Annotated in this window: 13 protein-coding genes; all 13 read left to right on the plus strand. The window is 71.0% G+C overall.

Annotated elements, in window-relative coordinates; genetic code table 11:
- Positions 1 to 8: 8 nt before the first annotated feature.
- The 13 genes from DLJ47_RS21465 to DLJ47_RS21525 all read left to right on the plus strand — a co-directional run bounded on the left by DLJ47_RS21465 (position 9) and on the right by DLJ47_RS21525 (position 16,231).
- Positions 9 to 734, plus strand: a complete 726-nt coding sequence (locus DLJ47_RS21465; protein WP_109902099.1) for an NADH-quinone oxidoreductase subunit C — start codon at positions 9 to 11, stop codon at positions 732 to 734.
- On the plus strand, positions 731 to 2,056 hold the full coding sequence (locus tag DLJ47_RS21470) for an NADH-quinone oxidoreductase subunit D (RefSeq protein WP_109902101.1): 1,326 nt from the start codon (positions 731 to 733) through the stop codon (positions 2,054 to 2,056). Before DLJ47_RS21465 ends, DLJ47_RS21470 begins: the two co-directional genes overlap by 4 nt.
- The gene (gene nuoE / locus DLJ47_RS21475; RefSeq protein WP_109902103.1) at positions 2,053 to 3,066 is read left to right on the plus strand and encodes an NADH-quinone oxidoreductase subunit NuoE; all 1,014 of its coding nucleotides are present in this window, start codon (positions 2,053 to 2,055) and stop codon (positions 3,064 to 3,066) included. Before DLJ47_RS21470 ends, nuoE begins: the two co-directional genes overlap by 4 nt.
- Complete coding sequence (gene nuoF, locus DLJ47_RS21480; protein ID WP_109902105.1) at positions 3,063 to 4,379, plus strand: NADH-quinone oxidoreductase subunit NuoF; 1,317 nt, start codon at positions 3,063 to 3,065, stop codon at positions 4,377 to 4,379. Before nuoE ends, nuoF begins: the two co-directional genes overlap by 4 nt.
- Positions 4,379 to 6,862 (plus strand): NADH-quinone oxidoreductase subunit G, encoded by a 2,484-nt coding sequence (locus tag DLJ47_RS21485; RefSeq protein WP_109902107.1) that lies wholly within the window; start codon positions 4,379 to 4,381, stop codon positions 6,860 to 6,862. The genes nuoF and DLJ47_RS21485 overlap by 1 nt, the downstream gene beginning before the upstream one ends.
- Positions 6,859 to 8,211 (plus strand): NADH-quinone oxidoreductase subunit NuoH, encoded by a 1,353-nt coding sequence (gene nuoH, locus DLJ47_RS21490; protein ID WP_109902109.1) that lies wholly within the window; start codon positions 6,859 to 6,861, stop codon positions 8,209 to 8,211. Before DLJ47_RS21485 ends, nuoH begins: the two co-directional genes overlap by 4 nt.
- A 1-nt stretch (position 8,212) precedes the next feature.
- Complete coding sequence (nuoI, locus tag DLJ47_RS21495; RefSeq protein WP_109902111.1) at positions 8,213 to 8,854, plus strand: NADH-quinone oxidoreductase subunit NuoI; 642 nt, start codon at positions 8,213 to 8,215, stop codon at positions 8,852 to 8,854.
- Positions 8,851 to 9,621, plus strand: coding sequence for an NADH-quinone oxidoreductase subunit J (locus tag DLJ47_RS21500; protein WP_109902113.1), 771 nt, complete (start codon positions 8,851 to 8,853; stop codon positions 9,619 to 9,621). The genes nuoI and DLJ47_RS21500 overlap by 4 nt, the downstream gene beginning before the upstream one ends.
- A complete protein-coding gene (gene nuoK / locus DLJ47_RS21505) occupies positions 9,621 to 9,938 on the plus strand; it encodes an NADH-quinone oxidoreductase subunit NuoK (protein WP_109902114.1) in 318 nt (105 codons plus the stop codon). Before DLJ47_RS21500 ends, nuoK begins: the two co-directional genes overlap by 1 nt.
- 13 nt (positions 9,939 to 9,951) lie before the next feature.
- On the plus strand, positions 9,952 to 11,907 hold the full coding sequence (gene nuoL, locus DLJ47_RS21510) for an NADH-quinone oxidoreductase subunit L (protein ID WP_109902122.1): 1,956 nt from the start codon (positions 9,952 to 9,954) through the stop codon (positions 11,905 to 11,907).
- Positions 11,908 to 11,971: 64 nt separating this feature from the next.
- Positions 11,972 to 13,504 carry an NADH-quinone oxidoreductase subunit M gene (locus DLJ47_RS21515; RefSeq protein WP_109902116.1) on the plus strand — a complete coding sequence of 511 codons (1,533 nt, stop codon included), beginning with the start codon at positions 11,972 to 11,974 and terminating at the stop codon, positions 13,502 to 13,504.
- A complete protein-coding gene (nuoN, locus tag DLJ47_RS21520; protein WP_109902118.1) occupies positions 13,501 to 15,054 on the plus strand; it encodes an NADH-quinone oxidoreductase subunit NuoN in 1,554 nt (517 codons plus the stop codon). Before DLJ47_RS21515 ends, nuoN begins: the two co-directional genes overlap by 4 nt.
- A 91-nt stretch (positions 15,055 to 15,145) precedes the next feature.
- On the plus strand, positions 15,146 to 16,231 hold the full coding sequence (locus tag DLJ47_RS21525; protein WP_088997034.1) for a polyprenyl synthetase family protein: 1,086 nt from the start codon (positions 15,146 to 15,148) through the stop codon (positions 16,229 to 16,231).
- Positions 16,232 to 16,244: the final 13 nt, after the last annotated feature.

Here is a 16,244-nt window from a genome sequence, read left to right on the forward strand (position 1 = left end):
CAGGCACGGTGACCGCACCCAACGACGGCGGCGTACCGGTACCGGTCACGCCGGCCGGCGCCACCAGCGGAGCGCCGGCGGAGTACCCGCCGGCCAGCCCGGCCGGTCGCGGCATGTTCGGCAACCAGGGCACCGGCGACGTGTCCGGCTACGGCGGCCTGGTCCGCCCGCGCCGCGCGATCGAGGACTCGCCCCGGCCGTACGGCGGCTACTTCGACGAGGTGCGCGACGCGCTGGAGGAGGCGTACCCGGCCTTCGCCGACGCGATCGAGAAGGTCGTGGTCGACCGGGGTGAGCTGACCCTGCACGTCCGCCCCGAGCGGATCGCCGAGGTCTGCCAGGTGATGCGCGACGACCTCGCGCTCCGCTTCGAGCTCTGCTCGTCGGTGTCCGGGGTGGACTACCTCGGCGCCGATGCCCGCCGGCTGCACGTCGTCTACCAGCTCACCTCGATGACCTACCGCCGCACGGTGCGGCTGGAGGCCGCGGTCTCCGCCGAGGACCCGCACCTGCCCAGCGTCACCGCGATCTACCCGACCGCGGACTGGCAGGAGCGCGAGGCGTACGACATGTTCGGCATCGTCTTCGACGGCCACCCCAACCTGACCCGGATCCTGATGCCGGACGACTGGGAGGGGCACCCGCAGCGCAAGGACTACCCGCTCGGCGGCGTGCCGGTGGAGTACAAGGGCGCCGAGATTCCGCCGCCGGACCGGAGGAGGTCGTACCAGTGAGCACGTCCAACTACGCGACCGAGCGGGAGACCGCCGAGGGCAAGGTCTTCACCGTCACCGGCGGGGACTGGGACAGCGTGGTCTCCGGCACCGACCCGATCAACGACGAGCGGATCGTTGTCAACATGGGTCCGCAGCACCCGTCCACGCACGGTGTGCTTCGGCTGATCCTCGAACTCGAGGGTGAGACGGTCCGCGAGGCCCGCTCGGTGGTCGGCTACCTGCACACCGGCATCGAGAAGAACCTCGAGTACCGCAACTGGGTCCAGGGCAGCACCTTCGTGACCCGGATGGACTACCTCTCCCCGATCTTCAACGAGACGGCGTACGCGCTGGCGGTGGAGAAGCTGCTCGGGATCACCGAGCAGATCACCGAGCGGGCGACCACCATCCGGGTCCTCATGATGGAGCTGAACCGGATCTCCTCGCACCTGGTCTGGGTGGCCACCACCGCCATGGAGCTGGGCGCGATCAACATGATGCTCTACGGCTTCCGGGAGCGGGAGCACATCCTCGAGATCTTCGAGATCATCACCGGCCTGCGGATGAACCACGCGTACGTCCGGCCGGGCGGCGTGGCGCAGGACGTGCCGGACGAGGCGATCGTCAAGATCCGCGAGTTCCTGAAGCTGATGCCGAAGCGGCTCAAGGAGTACGAGAACCTCCTCTCCGGCCAGCCGATCTGGCTCGAGCGGACGAAGAACGTCGCGGTGCTCGACGTGACCGGCTGCCTCGCGCTCGGCGTGACCGGGCCGGTGCTGCGCTCCGCCGGGCTGGCCTGGGACCTGCGCAAGACCATGCCGTACTGCGGCTACGAGACGTACGAGTTCGACGTCCCGACGCACACCGACGGCGACGTGTGGGGCCGTTACCTGGTCCGGCTGGCCGAGATCCGGGAGTCGCTCAAGCTGGTCGAGCAGGCGCTGGACCGGCTCAAGCCCGGCCCGGTGATGGTGGCCGACAAGAAGATCGCCTGGCCGGCGCAGCTGGCCATCGGCGTCGACGGCATGGGCAACTCGCTGGAGCACGTCGCGAAGATCATGGGCCAGTCCATGGAGTCGCTGATCCACCACTTCAAGCTGGTTACCGAAGGCTTCCGGGTGCCGCCGGGCCAGGTCTACGTGGGCATCGAGTCGCCCCGTGGCGAGCTGGGCGTGCACGCGGTCTCCGACGGTGGCACCCGGCCGTACCGGGTGCACTACCGGGAGCCGAGCTTCGTCAACCTGCAGGCCCTCCCGGCCATGGCCGAGGGCGGCCTGATCGCCGACGTGATCGCCGGCGGCGCCTCGCTGGACCCCGTGATGGGTGGTTGTGACCGATGAGTGTTTTCACCGAAGAGACCCGGCAGCGGGCGCGGGAGATCATCGCCCGTTACCCGGCGGACCGGTCCCGCTCGGCGCTGCTGCCGCTGCTGCACCTGGTGCAGTCCGAGGAGGGCTACGTCTCCCCGGCCGGGGTGGAGTTCTGCGCCGAGGTGCTGGGGCTGAACAAGGCCCAGGTCGGTGCGGTGGCCACCTTCTACACCATGTACAAGCGCCGGCCGACCGGCGACTACCTGGTGAGCGTCTGCACCAACACGATGTGCAACGTGCTCGGTGGCCAGGAGGTCTACGACACCCTCGCCGAGCACCTCGGCGTCGGGCACGACGAGACCACCGCCGACGGGAAGATCACCCTGGAGCACGCCGAGTGCCTGGCGGCCTGCGACTACGGCCCGGTGATGACCGTCAACTACGACTTCTTCGACAACGTGGACCCGCAGGCGGCCGTCGGTGTGGTCGACGAGCTGCGCGCCGGCGGCCGGCCGATGCCGACCCGGGGTGCCCGGCTGTGCACGCTCAAGGAGATGGCGGTGCAGCTCGCCGGCTTCGCCGACGAGCGGGACGGCGCGGTCGCCGACGGCGGGCCGGGCGAGCCGACCCTGCGCGGCCTGCGGCTGGCGCAGGAGCACGGCATCTCGGTGCCGGGCTTCGACCCGAACACGCCGATCCGCAGCAAGGCCGAGGCCGACGCGGCCGCGGCGAAGGCGAAGGCCGAGGCGGCGAAGGCCGAACCGGCCGCCGCGACCGGCAGCACCACCCGCGACGTGAAGGCGCCGGACGCCAAGAACCCGCAGGTACGGACGGCGGAGACCCGCCAGCCGGACGCACGGACCGCGGTCCCGGACGCCCCCGGCACCAAGGTCCCCACCGACGGTGTGCCGCCGTCGCCGCGCGACGCCCAAGCGGCGGAGGCGGCCGGCACGGCCGCCAACCCGCCCGCAGGGGACGGCAAGCCCGCCGGCGACGAGGCCGGGGCGCAGGAGCGCAACCTCAAGGAGGCTCAGAAGTGACGACGCCTCGACGGGAGACGCTGGCCAAGCTCACTCCCGTGCTCACCAAGCGCTGGCTGTCGCCGGACGCCTGGCGGATCGGCACCTACGAGAAGCTGGACGGCTACGCGGCGCTGCGCAAGGCGCTCAAGGCCCACCCGGACGACCTGATCCAGTTGGTCAAGGACTCCGGCCTGCGCGGTCGCGGCGGCGCCGGCTTCCCCACCGGTCTGAAGTGGGGCTTCATCCCGCAGGGTGACGGCAAGCCGCACTACCTGGTGGTGAACGCCGACGAGGGCGAGCCGGGCACCTGCAAGGACCTGCCGCTGATGACGCACGACCCGCACTCGCTGGTCGAGGGCGTGATCATTGCGTCGTACGCGATCCGGGCCAACCGCGCCTACATCTACATCCGGGGCGAGGCGGTGCACGCCGCGCGCCGGCTGCGCAACGCGGTCCAGGAGGCGTACGCCAAGGGCTACCTCGGCAAGAACATCCTCGGCTCCAAGTTCGACCTGGAGCTGGTGGTGCACTCCGGCGCCGGGGCGTACATCTGCGGCGAGGAGACCGCGCTGCTGGACTCGCTGGAGGGCTTCCGCGGCCAGCCCCGGCTGCGCCCGCCCTTCCCGGCCACCCACGGCCTGTACGCCAGCCCGACCGTGGTGAACAACGTCGGCACCATCGCCAGCGTGCCGTACATCGTGCTGGGCGGCGCCGACTGGTGGAAGAGCATGGGCACGGAGAAGTCCTCCGGGCCGATGATCTACTCGCTCTCCGGCCGGATCGCCAACCCGGGCCAGTACGAGTGCTCGATGGGCATCACCCTGCGCGAGCTGCTGGAGCTGGCCGGCGGGATGCAGCCCGGGCACAACCTGCGGTTCTGGACCCCGGGCGGCTCGTCGACGCCGCTGCTCACCGCCGAGCACCTGGACGTGCCGCTGGACTTCGAATCGGTGGCGGCGGCCGGGTCCATCCTCGGCACCACGGCCACCCAGATCTTCTCCGACCAGGACTGCCCGGTCTACGCGACCTACCGGTGGCTGGAGTTCTACCACCACGAGTCGTGCGGCAAGTGCACCCCGTGCCGCGAGGGCAACTACTGGATGGTCCGGGTCTACCGGCGGATCCTCTCCGGCCAGGGCACCCACGAGGACCTGGACACCCTGCTGGACACCTGCGACAACATCCTCGGCCGTTCGTTCTGCGGCCTGGGTGACGGCGCGACCAGCTCGGTGACCTCGTCGCTGAAGTACTTCAAGCAGGACTACCTCGACTACATCGAGGGTCGTACCGCGCCGAAGCTGTCGGACAAGCAGCTGGTGGGAGCCCACTAATGACCGACGTAGCCAAGCAGACCGAGACCGTCACGCTCACCATCGACGGGATCGAGGTCACCGCCCCCAAGGGCGCGCTGCTGATCCGCGTCGCGGAGGAGATGGGGATCGAGATCCCCCGGTTCTGCGACCACCCGCTGCTGGCCCCGGCCGGCGCGTGCCGGCAGTGCCTGGTCGAGGTGGAGGGGCAGCGCAAGCCGGTCGCCTCCTGCACCCAGACCGTCGCCGACGGCATGGTGGTTCGCACCCAGCTCACCTCTCCGGTCGCCAAGAAGGCGCAGGAGGGGGTCATGGAGCTGCTGCTGCTCAACCACCCGCTCGACTGCCCGATGTGCGACAAGGGCGGCGAGTGCCCGCTGCAGAACCAGGCGATGTCCACCGGCCGCACCGACTCCCGGTTCCACGAGCACAAGCGGGAGTACGAGAAGCCGCTGGAGATCAGCACCCAGGTGCTGCTGGACCGGGAGCGCTGCGTGCTCTGCCAGCGGTGCACCCGGTTCTCGGAGGAGATCGCCGGCGACAAGTTCATCGACCTGATGAACCGGTCGTCCGCCGAAGAGATCAACATCTACCGGGACGACGCGTACGGCGCGGAGGACGGGGACGGCGACGTGCCGTTCAACTCCTACTTCTCCGGCAACACCGTGCAGATCTGCCCGGTCGGCGCGCTGACCGGCGCCCAGTACCGGTTCCGGGCCCGCCCGTTCGACCTGGTCTCCACCCCGAGCGTGTGCGAGCACTGCTCGGCCGGCTGCGCGCAGCGCACCGACTGGCGGCGCGGCAAGGTGCTGCGCCGGCTGGCCGGCGACGACCCGGCGGTGAACGAGGAGTGGAACTGCGACAAGGGACGGTGGGGCTTCCAGTACACCCGCGCCTTCGACCGGCTCACCACCCCGCTGGTCCGCGACCAGCGCACCGGTGAGCTGCGCGAGGCGTCCTGGAGCGAGGCGCTCACCGTCGCCGCCGAAGGGCTGCGCGCCGCCCGGGACGGCGGTCAGGGCACCGCGGTGCTCACCGGCGGCCGACTGACCGTCGAGGACGCCTACGCGTACGCGAAGTTCGCCCGGGTCGCGCTGAACACCAACGACATCGACTTCCGGGCCCGGCCGGTCTCCCGCGAGGAGGCCGAGTTCCTGGCCAGCTCGGTCGCCGGGGTCACCGACGTCACCTACGCCGACGTGGAGAACGCGCCGGCGGTGGTGCTGGTCGGCCTGGAGCCGGAGGAGGAGTGCCCGATCCTCTTCCTGCGGCTGCGCAAGGCGTACCTGAAGAAGAAGCTGACGGTGTACGCGATCGCGCCGTTCGCGACGCGCGGCCTGGAGAAGCTCGGCGCCAAGCTGGCCCGGGTGGTGCCGGGCGAGGAAGCCAGCGTGCTCGCCGAGCACGCCACGGTCGCCGAGGCACTGAGCGCCGAGGGCGCCATCCTGATCGTCGGCGAGCGGCTCGCCGAGGTGCCGGGCGGCCTGTCCGCGGCGGCCGACGTGGCCCGGCGTACCGGGGCCCGGCTGGCCTGGGTGCCCCGGCGCGCGGGTGACCGCGGCGCGGTCGACGCGGGCTGCCTGCCCAACCTGCTCCCCGGCGGCCGCCTGGTCACCGAGCCGGCCGCCCGGGCCGAGCTGGGCGAGGCGTGGGACATCGCGGCCGGGGTGATCCCCAGCCAGGCCGGCCGGGACACCGACGGCATCATCGCGGCGGCCGCCAACGGCCAGCTCGGCGCGCTGGTGGTGGCCGGCGTCGACCCGGCCGACCTGGCCGACCCGCGGCTGGCTGAGCAGGCGCTGGACACGGTCCCGTTCCTGGTCAGCCTGGAGCTGCGCAACAGCGCGGTGGCCCGGCGCGCGGACGTGGTCTTCCCGGTCGCCCCGGTGGACGAGAAGGCCGGCAGCTTCCTGGACTGGGAGGGCCGGCTGCGCACCTTCGAGGCGGTGCTGCAGACCGCCGCGATGAGCGACGGCCGGGTGCTGGACGCGCTGGCCGCGCAGCTCGACGTGCGGCTGGGCACCGGCGACGTGCTCAGCGTCCGGCGCGAGCTGGGCGGGCTGCCGCCCACCCGGCTCGAGCGGCCCGCCGCCCCGGCGGTGGAGCCGGCCACGGTGCCGACGCCCGGCGCGGGCGAGGCGGTGCTGGCGACCTGGCACCAGCTGATCGACCTGGGCAGCCTCACCGACGGCGACGAGCACCTCGCCGGCACCGCCCGCCCGCCGGTGGTCCGGCTGGGCAAGGGCACCGCCGAGGCGCTCGGCGTCGCCGACGGCGACCCGGTCACGGTGGGCACCGACCGGGGGGCGCTGACCCTGCCGGCGGCGATCACCGAAATGCCCGACGGCGTCGTCTGGCTGCCCACCAACTCACCCGGCTCGACCGTCCGGCGCGGCCTCGGCGCCAGCTCCGGCACGGTGGTCCGGATCTCGGCCGCGGCGGTGGCCGCGGACGCCGCCGGCCGCCCCGGCCCGCTCCTCAACGCAGGGGGTGCAATCCAGTGAACGCGGTCTACCTGGCGCAGGACCCGACGCTGGCCGACTTCGGCCGGGACCCGTGGTGGCTCGTCCTCGGCAAGGTTCTCTTCGCCTTCGTCTTCGCCGTGCTCGCCACGCTGCTCGGCGTCTGGTTCGAGCGGCGGGTCGTGGGCCGGATGGCGGTGCGGCCCGGCCCCAACCAGGCTGGCCCGTTCGGCCTGCTGCAGACCCTCGCCGACGGCCTGAAGATGGCCTTCAAGGAGGACATCCTGCCGAAGGCGGCCGACAAGGTCGTCTTCTTCTTCGCGCCCACCATCTCGGTGATCTGCGCGGTCACCACCCTGTCGGTGGTGCCGTTCGGCCCGATGGTGAGCATCTTCGGCCACTGGACGCCGCTGCAGGTCACCGACGTGTCGGTGGCGGTGCTGGTGATCCTCGCCTGCTCCTCGATGGGCATCTACGGCATCGTGCTCGGCGGCTGGGCCTCCGGCTCGACCTACCCGCTGCTCGGCGGCCTGCGCTCCAGCGCCCAGATGATCTCGTACGAGGTCGCCATGGGGCTGAGCATCGTGGCGGTGTTCATGACCGCCGGCACGATGTCGACCAGCGGGATCGTCGCCGCCCAGGGCGACGCCACCCGGCTGACCCTGTTCGGCACCGAGCTGCCGGCGCCCGGCTGGTACGCGATCCTGCTGCTGCCGAGCTTCGTCATCTTCTTCATCGCCACCGTCGGAGAGACCAACCGGGCGCCGTTCGACCTGCCCGAGGCCGAGTCCGAGCTGGTCGCGGGCTACATGACCGAGTACAGCTCGCTGAAGTTCGCGCTCTTCATGCTCAGCGAGTACGTCGCCATGGTGACCATGTCCGCGGTCACCGTGACGCTCTTCCTCGGCGGCTGGCACGCGCCGTGGCCGATCACCCTCTGGGAGGGCGCCAACTCCGGCTGGTGGCCGATGCTGTGGTTCTTCGGCAAGGTGATCGCGCTGGTCTTCGTCTTCGTCTGGCTGCGGGGCACGCTGCCCCGGCTGCGCTACGACCAGTTCATGCGGTTCGGCTGGAAGGTGCTGCTGCCGATCAACCTGGTCTGGATCCTGGTGCTCGCCGGGCTGCGCTCGATCGAGGACTGGGACACCCAGGGCAAGCTGATCGCGGTCGGCATCCCGGCCGGCCTGCTGCTGATCGCCACGCTGCTGTGGCCGAGCCGCAAGCCGCAGCCCAAGCCGACGGTCCAGGAACAGGTCAACAACCGGCCGCACGGCAGCTTCCCGCTGCCGCCGATGGACCTGCAGGTACCACCGAGCCCGCGCACCAGGCGCGTGGTCGCCGAGCGGGAGCCGGCCAACATCGCCGCCGGCACGGACTCCAGGGAGGTGTGACGTGGGCGCGATCACCGGAACGTTCAAGGGCTTCGGGGTCACCTTCTCGCACATGTTCAGGAAGGTCGTCACCACCGACTACCCGTTCAAGCCGCCGGTCTCGGCGCCGCGCTACCACGGGCGGCACATCCTCAACCGGCACCCGGACGGGCTGGAGAAGTGCATCGGGTGCGAGCTGTGCGCCTGGGCCTGCCCGGCGGACGCGATCTACGTCGAGGGTGGCGACAACACCGACGAGCAGCGTTTCTCGCCCGGTGAGCGGTACGCCAGCGTCTACCAGATCAACTACGCCCGGTGCATCTTCTGCGGCCTGTGCATCGAGGCCTGCCCGACCCGTTCGCTCACCATGAGCAACGAGTACGAGCTGGCCCGGGACAACCGGCAGGACCTGATCTTCACCAAGGAGCAGCTGCTCGCGCCGCTGCTGCCGGGCATGGAGCAGCCGCCGCACCCGATGCGGCTCGGCGACAGCGAGAAGGACTACTACGTCGGCGCGCTGGAGAACCCGGGCACCTCGGCCGGGGCCGAGCGCTCCCCGATGGGCCCCGGGCGGTACCAGGTGGAGGAGCACCCCGGCGTGACCTTCCCCGGCGCCGAGCAGCACGCCCAGCGGGCCACCGCGGGCAAGGGAGACGGAGCATGACCACGCAGACGGTGCTCGCCGCGGCGGGCTCGGTTTCCACTGGCGAGGCGGTCACCTTCTGGATCCTCGCCCCGCTGGCGCTGATCGGCGGGATCGGGATGGTCGCCGCCCGCAACGCCGTGCACTCGGCGCTCTGGCTGGTGCTGACCATGCTCTGCCTCGGCGTGTTCTACGTGCTCCAGGCCGGGCCGTTCATCGGCATGGTGCAGATCATCGTCTACACCGGCGCGATCATGATGCTGTTCCTGTTCGTGCTGATGCTGGTCGGCCGGGACGCGTCGGACTCGCTGATCGAGACGCTGCGCGGGCAGCGGACCGCGGCGCTGCTGCTGGCGCTCGGCTTCGCCGGCCTGGTCGGCACCGGCCTCTACCGAGGGCTGGACGGGGTCACCGCGGTCGGCCTGGCCGAGCCGAACGCCGAGGGGAACGTGCAGGGCATCGCCCGGCTGCTGTTCACCAAGTACGTCTTCGCCTTCGAGCTCACCTCGGCCCTGCTGATCACGGCGGCGATCGGCGCCATGGTGCTGGCCCACGTCGAGCGGCGCAAGCAGGACAAGCTCGACCAGCCGGCGACCATGCGGGCCCGCTTCCGGCCGGGCAACTACCCCGGCCCGAAGCCCGGCCCCGGCGTCTTCGCCACCTCCTCCTCGGTGGCCACCCCGGCCCGGCTGCCGGACGGCCGGCTGACCGAGCGGAGCACCCCGGAGATCCTGCCGGTGCGCGAGCTGACCGCCGAGGAGACCGCGCTGAAGGGGACGGACAAGTAATGGACGGGTTCTTCTCGGTCGAGCCGAACTACTACCTGGTCCTCGCCGCGGTGCTGTTCACCATCGGCGCGGCCGGGGTGCTGATCCGGCGCAACGCGATCGTGCTGTTCATGTGCGTCGAGCTGATGCTCAACGCGGCCAACCTGACGCTGGTCACCTTCAGCCGGATCAACGGTGACCTCAACGGCCAGATCATGGCGTTCTTCGTGATGGTGGTGGCCGCGGCCGAGGTCGTGGTCGGGCTCGCGATCATCATGTCGATCTTCCGGACCCGGCGCTCGGCGAGCGTCGACGACGCCAACCTGCTGAAGTACTGAGGGGCCTGCGGTGGTGGAGATTCTTGCGAACGCCCCGGCCGAGCCGGCCGGCGCCGTCACCTATGCGGCGGCGGACGGGCTGCTGGGCAGCGTCTGGCTGCTGGTGGCCATCCCGCTGGTCAGCGCGGCGGTCCTGCTGCTACTCGGCCGGCGGGCCGACCGCTGGGGGCACTGGCTCGGCGTGGCGGCCATCGGCGCCGCTTTCCTGCTCGGCCTGACCTACTTCTTCCAGCTGCGGGGCCTGGAGAACAAGTCGGTCGAGCTGAGCCTGTGGGACTTCATTACGGTCGGCGGCCTGCGGGTGGACTTCGGTCTGCTCTTCGACCCGCTGGCCGCGGTCTTCGTCCTGCTGATCACCGGGGTGGGTTTCCTGATCCACCTCTACGCGGTCGAGTACATGGCCCACGACGCGGGCCGGCGGCGCTTCTTCGGGTACTTCAACCTGTTCGTCGCCGCCATGCTGCTGCTGGTGCTCGGCAACAACTACGTGATGCTCTACTTCGGCTGGGAGGGCGTCGGTCTGGCGTCGTACCTGCTGATCTCCTTCTGGTACGAGCGGCCGAGCGCGGCCACCGCCGGCAAGAAGGCGTTCCTGATGAACCGGGTCGGCGACGCCGGCCTGGCGATCGGCATCTTCATCATGTTCGCCACCCTCGGCACCACCCAGTACGACGAGGTGTTCAACGGGGTCGGCTCGCTGACCGCGACCACCGTGCTGGTGCTCGGCCTGCTGCTGCTGCTCGGCGCGACCGGTAAGTCCGGCCAGTTCCCGCTCCAGGCGTGGCTGCCGGACGCGATGGAGGGCCCGACCCCGGTGTCGGCGCTCATCCACGCCGCCACCATGGTCACCGCCGGCGTCTACCTGATCGCCCGGTCCAACCCGATCTTCTCGGCCAACTCGACGCTCCAGCTGGTGGTGGTCAGCGTCGGCGCGCTGACCCTGCTGATCGGCTGTGTCATCGGCGCGGCCAAGGACGACATCAAGCGGGTGCTGGCCTGGTCGACGGTGAGCCAGATCGGCTACATGTTCCTCGGCGTCGGGCTCGGCGGCGCGGCGTACGCGCTGGCCATCGTGCACCTGCTGGCGCACGGCTTCTTCAAGGCCAACATGTTCCTCGGGGCCGGCTCGGTCATGCACGGGATGAACGACCAGGTCGACATCCGCCGCTTCGGCGGGCTGTCGAAGTACATGAAGGTCACCTGGATCACCTTCATGATGGGCTGGCTCGCCATCATCGGCATGTTCCCGTTCTCCGGCTTCTTCTCCAAGGAGCCGATCATCGTGGCCGCGTTCGAGCGGGAGGACTGGACGGCCTGGCTCTTCGGCATGGCCGCGCTGCTCGGCGCCGGGCTGACCGCGTTCTACATGACCCGGCTCTTCGTGCTCACCTTCCACGGTCCGAAGCGCTGGACCGAGGACATCGAGCACCCGCACGAGTCGCCGAAGCTGATGACCATCCCGCTGATCCTGCTCGCCGTGGGCTCGGTCGGGGCCGGCTTCCTGCTCGCCACCTCGGTGCCGGACTGGCTGGCGGCCACCGCCGGCCTCGGCGGCCAGGAGGAGGGCCACCACGCGGTGCTCTCGCACACCGTGATCACCGTGCTGTCGCTGCTGGTCACCGTGCTCGGCGCCGGGCTCGCCTGGTTCCTGTTCCGGGCCGGCACGGCCACCGAGCCGCAGCCGGCCGGGGTGCTGGTCACCGCCGCGCGAAAGAACCTCTACACCGACGCGTTCAACGAGGCGGTCTTCGAGAAGCCGGGCATCTTCCTCACCCGGGCGCTGGTCTACCTCGACAACCGGGGCGTGGACGGGCTGGTCAACGGCCTCGCCGCGGCGGTCGGCGGCGGCTCCGGTCGGCTCCGGCGGCTGCAGACCGGCTTCGTCCGGTCGTACGCCACCTCGATCCTGACCGGCGCGCTGCTGGTGCTGGCGGCCTTCCTGGCCGTCGAGGCGGGGTGGCTGGCGTGATCGACCTCTTCCAGGCGGCCGTCACCGGCGGACCGCGCAGTGACGACGGAGGTAAGGCCGCATAATGTCCGACTTCCCGTTCCTCTCGGTGCTCACCGTGGCGCCGCTGGTCGGCGCCCTGGTGGTGGCCCTGCTGCCGCGGTCGCGGCCGGAGCTGGCCAAGCAGGTCGCGCTCGGCTGGTCGGTGCTGGTGCTGGCGCTGTCGGTGGTCATGTGGGTGGCCTTCAAGGTCGGTGGTGACCGGTTCCAGTTCCGCGAGTCCTACCCGTGGATCCCGAACTGGGGCGTCAACTTCACCTTCGCCGCCGACGGCATCGCGCTGGTGATGCTGATGCTGATCGCGGTGCTGGTGCCGCTGGTGATCCTGGCCTCCTGGCACGACGCCGAGTCGTCCAAGCGGTCGGTGCCGGTCTACTTCGCGCTGCTGCTCGTCCTCGAGTGCACGATGATCGGCGTCTTCGCCGCCGCCGACGTCTTCCTGTTCTACGTGTTCTTCGAGGTCATGCTGGTGCCGATGTACTTCCTGATCGGCAGCTACGGCGGCCACCAGCGGCAGTACGCGGCGGTGAAGTTCTTCCTCTACTCGCTGGTCGGCGGTCTGTTCATGCTCGCCGCGGTGATCGGTCTCTGGGTGGTCGGCGGCAAGACCTTCGACTGGCAGGCGCTGTCCCAGGTGGACATCTCCACCGGCACCGAGCGCTGGCTGTTCCTCGGCTTCTTCCTCGCGTTCGCGATCAAGGCGCCGTTCTTCCCGTTCCACACCTGGCTGCCGGACGCCGGTGGGGCGGCGCCCGCGGGCGCGGCCGCGCTGCTGGTCGGCGTGCTGGACAAGGTCGGCACGTTCGGCATCCTGCGCTACTGCCTGCCGCTCTTCCCGGACGCCGCCAAGTGGTTCGCCCCGTGGGCGCTGGCGCTCGGCCTGATCGGCATCATCTACGCCGCGCTGCTGGCGGTCGGCCAGAACGACCTGAAGCGGCTGGTGTCGTACACGTCAATCGCGCACTTCGGCTTCATCGGGGTGGGCATCTTCGCCTTCACCACCCAGGCGGGCACCGGCGCGGTGCTCTACATGGTCAACCACGGCCTCGCCACCGGCCTGCTCTTCCTGGTGGTGGGCATGTTCGTGGCCCGGCGGGGCTCGGCGCTGGTGAGCGACTTCGGCGGCGCCGGCAAGCTGGTGCCGCTGCTGGCCGGGGTGCTCTTCTTCGCCGGTCTCGCCTCGCTGGCGCTGCCCGGCACCGCGCCGTTCGTCTCCGAGTTCCTGGTGCTGATCGGCACCTTCACGGTGAACAAGCCGGTAGCGGTCATCGCCACGCTCGGCATCATCCTGGCCGCGGCGTACGTGCTCTGGATGGTGCAGCGCACCACGCAGGGCACGCTCAACCCGGCGCTGACCGAGGTCGACGGCATGCGGCGTGACCTCAACCTGCGCGAGAAGGTCGTGGTCGCACCCCTGATCGCGCTGATCGTGCTGCTCGGGTTCTACCCGAAGCCGGTCACCGACGTGATCAACCCCGCCATCCAGGCGACCATGCAGGACGTCGGCAGCACCGACCCTGCGCCCTCGGTCGGCACCGTCCAGGAGGCCGCAAAGTGAGTGAACTCAAACTGCCCTCGATCGACTACGCGGCGCTCGCGCCGAGCCTGATCATGCTGGGCGCCGCGTTGCTCGGCGTGCTGGTCGAGGCGTTCGTGCCCCGGCGGCTGCGGCACCTGGTGCAGCTGACGCTGGCGCTGCTGGCGGTGCTCGGCGCGCTCACCATGGTGGTGCTGAACGCCGACGACCGGCTGATCACCATCGGCGGGGCGATCGCGGTGGACGGGCCGACGCTCTTCCTCCAGGGCGCGATCCTGGTGCTCGCCGCGATGGCGCTGCTGCTCATCGGTGAGCGCTCGGTGGAGCGCGGCGGCGCGTTCGTCGCCCAGGCCGCGTTCCCCGCCGAGTCCGCCGACGACCGGCGGCAGGCCGAGGGCGTGAACGGGGCCACCGAGGTCTACCCGCTGACCACCTTCGCGATCGGCGGCATGCTGATCTTCGTGGCGGCGAACGACCTGCTGACCATGTTCATCGCGCTCGAGGTCTTCTCGCTGCCGCTCTACCTGCTCTGCGCGCTGGCCCGCCGCCGGCGACTGCTGAGCCAGGAGGCCGCGCTGAAGTACTTCATGCTCGGCGCGTACGCCTCGGCCTTCTTCCTGTTCGGGGTGGCCCTGGTCTACGGCTTCACCGCGGGCATCCCGAACGGCGCGGCCGGGGTCGACTTCGCCACCATCAACGCCGCCGTGGCCGAGTCCACGGCCAGCCCGCTGCTGCTCTTCGCCGGCATGGCGCTGCTCAGCATCGGTCTGCTGTTCAAGGCGGCGGCCGCCCCGTTCCACGTCTGGACTCCGGACGTCTACCAGGGCGCGCCGACCCCGATCACCGGTTTCATGGCCGCCTGCACCAAGGTCGCCGCGTTCGGCGCCCTGCTGCGGGTGTTCCACGTCGCCTTCGACGGGGCCCGGTGGGACTTCACCCCGGTGCTCGGCGCGGTCGCGGTGCTGACCATGCTGGTCGGCGCGGTGCTCGCGGTCACCCAGACCGACATCAAGCGGCTGCTCGCCTACTCGTCCATCGCGAACGCCGGCTACCTGCTGGTCGGCGTGCTGGCGCCGAACCGGGAGGGGCTCTCCGGGACCATGTTCTACCTGGTCGCGTACGGCTTCTCGGTGCTCGCCGCGTTCGCCGTGGTGACCCTGGTGCGGGACGCCGACGGGGAGGCCACCCACCTGTCCCGCTGGGCCGGGCTGGGCAAGCGCTCGCCGTTCTACGCCGGGGTGTTCACCTTCATCCTGCTGGCCTTCGCGGGCATCCCGCTGACCAGCGGCTTCACCAGCAAGTTCGCGGTGTTCGGCCCGGCGCTCGACGGCGGGCAGGCGTGGCTGGTGATCGCCGGCGTGCTGACCAGCATGGTGCTGGCCTTCCCGTACCTGCGGGTCGTGGTGATGATGTGGCTCTCCGAGCCGGGCGAGTCCACCCCGACGGTCACCGTGCCGGGCGGCCTCACCTCGGCCGCGCTCATGATCGGCGTTCTCGCCACCCTGGTGCTCGGCGTCGCCCCGGCGCCGCTGCTCGACCTCGCCACGGGGGCCGCCGAATTCGTGCGGTGACCCGTCGTCCGGGCCCACGGGGGCCGGTCCGCCACGGCGGGCCGGCCCCCGGCGCGTATCCCCAGTCCGGAGCAGGTCGAGAGGGTGTGGCATGGTGGATAGCGTGGTGATTCCGGCTGGCGAGCGTTCAGGTGCCACCGGCTCCGGCGGCCGCCGGAGCCGGGTGAGCACGAGTCAGTTCGGCGCGCTCGGCCTCTATCTCGCCGATCCCCGCGTCGAGGCGTCCGTGCTGGGCCTGCTGGAGGCCGTCGAGGTCGAGCTGCGGGCCAGTGTGGCCAGCGCCGACCCGTTCGTCACCGAGGCCGCCCGGCACCTGGTGGAGGCCGGCGGCAAGCGGTTCCGGCCGCTGCTGGTGGCGCTCGGCGCCCAGTTCGGCGATCCGACCGGCGCGCAGGTCGTACCGGCCGCGGTGGTGATGGAGCTCACCCACCTGGCGACGCTCTACCACGACGACGTGATGGACGAGGCCGCCGTGCGCCGGGGCGCGCCCAGCGCCAACTCGCGGTGGACCAACTCGGTCGCCATCCTGGTCGGCGACTACCTCTTCGCCCGGGCCGCGGACATCGCGGCCGACCTGGGCGCCGAGGCGGTACGCCTGCAGGCGCGCACCTTCGCGCGGCTGGTGCACGGCCAGATCGCCGAGACGGTCGGCCCCCGCCCCGGTGACGACCCGGTGGCGCACTACCTCGACGTGATCGCCGGCAAGACCGGCTCGCTGATCGCCACCTCGGCCCGCTTCGGCGGGATGTTCGGCGGCGCCGCGCCGGAGCACATCGAGGCGCTGGCCGGCTACGGCGAGACCATCGGCGTCGCCTTCCAGCTCTCCGACGACCTGCTCGACATCGCCTCCGAGTCGGTGCAGTCGGGCAAGACCCCGGGCACCGACCTGCGCGAGGGCGTACCGACCCTGCCGGTGCTCTACGCGCTGGCCTCCGACGACGCCGACGCCGCCTCGGTGCGGCTGCGGGAGATCCTGGCCACCGGCCCGGTGACCGACGACGACCTGCACGCGGAGGCGCTCGGCCTGCTGCGGGAGAGCCCGGCGCTCAAGCGTGCCCGGGAGACCGTCCGCAGCTACGCCGAGGACGCCCGCGACCAGCTCGCCCCGCTGCCGGAGAACCCGGCCCGACGCGCCCTCGAATCCCTCTGCGACTACATCGCCGACCGCACCAGCTAACCCCACCCCTCCC

The sequence above is a fragment of the Micromonospora sp. S4605 genome, assembly GCF_003176715.1.
In the GTDB taxonomy this organism is placed as follows: domain Bacteria; phylum Actinomycetota; class Actinomycetes; order Mycobacteriales; family Micromonosporaceae; genus Micromonospora; species Micromonospora echinaurantiaca.